The sequence below is a fragment of the Paraburkholderia sp. SG-MS1 genome, from assembly GCF_012275575.1.
Classification (GTDB): Bacteria; Pseudomonadota; Gammaproteobacteria; order Burkholderiales; family Burkholderiaceae; genus Paraburkholderia.
The window spans coordinates 1-209 of record NZ_NPIH01000076.1 but is presented as its reverse complement, the minus strand read 5'-3'; the positions used below and the strand labels follow the sequence as shown (position 1 = coordinate 209).

Annotated in this window: 1 protein-coding gene; it reads left to right on the top strand. The window is 72.7% G+C overall.

All coding sequences use genetic code 11. The features are described 5' to 3' along the window. Positions 1-209, top strand: a 209-nt coding sequence (locus tag CIC12_RS05075; RefSeq protein WP_168662753.1) for a hypothetical protein, incomplete at both ends; no start/stop codon positions are given.

Here is a 209-nt window from a genome sequence, read left to right as displayed (position 1 = left end):
GGCTCGACGTTCGCGGCGACCGCCGCGCTCGGGACTGCAAAAGCGGGCGACAAACCAGCCGCTAAACCGGACACGCTCGCGCTGCCCGCCGACGTGGTCGCGGGCGCGGACAAGGCCAACGCCAAGGCGCGCACGGACTATACCGCGGCCAGCACGCCCACAGAAAAGGCCGCCATGGCCGCTGTTGCGCCGGGCGCGATCCCGTCGGG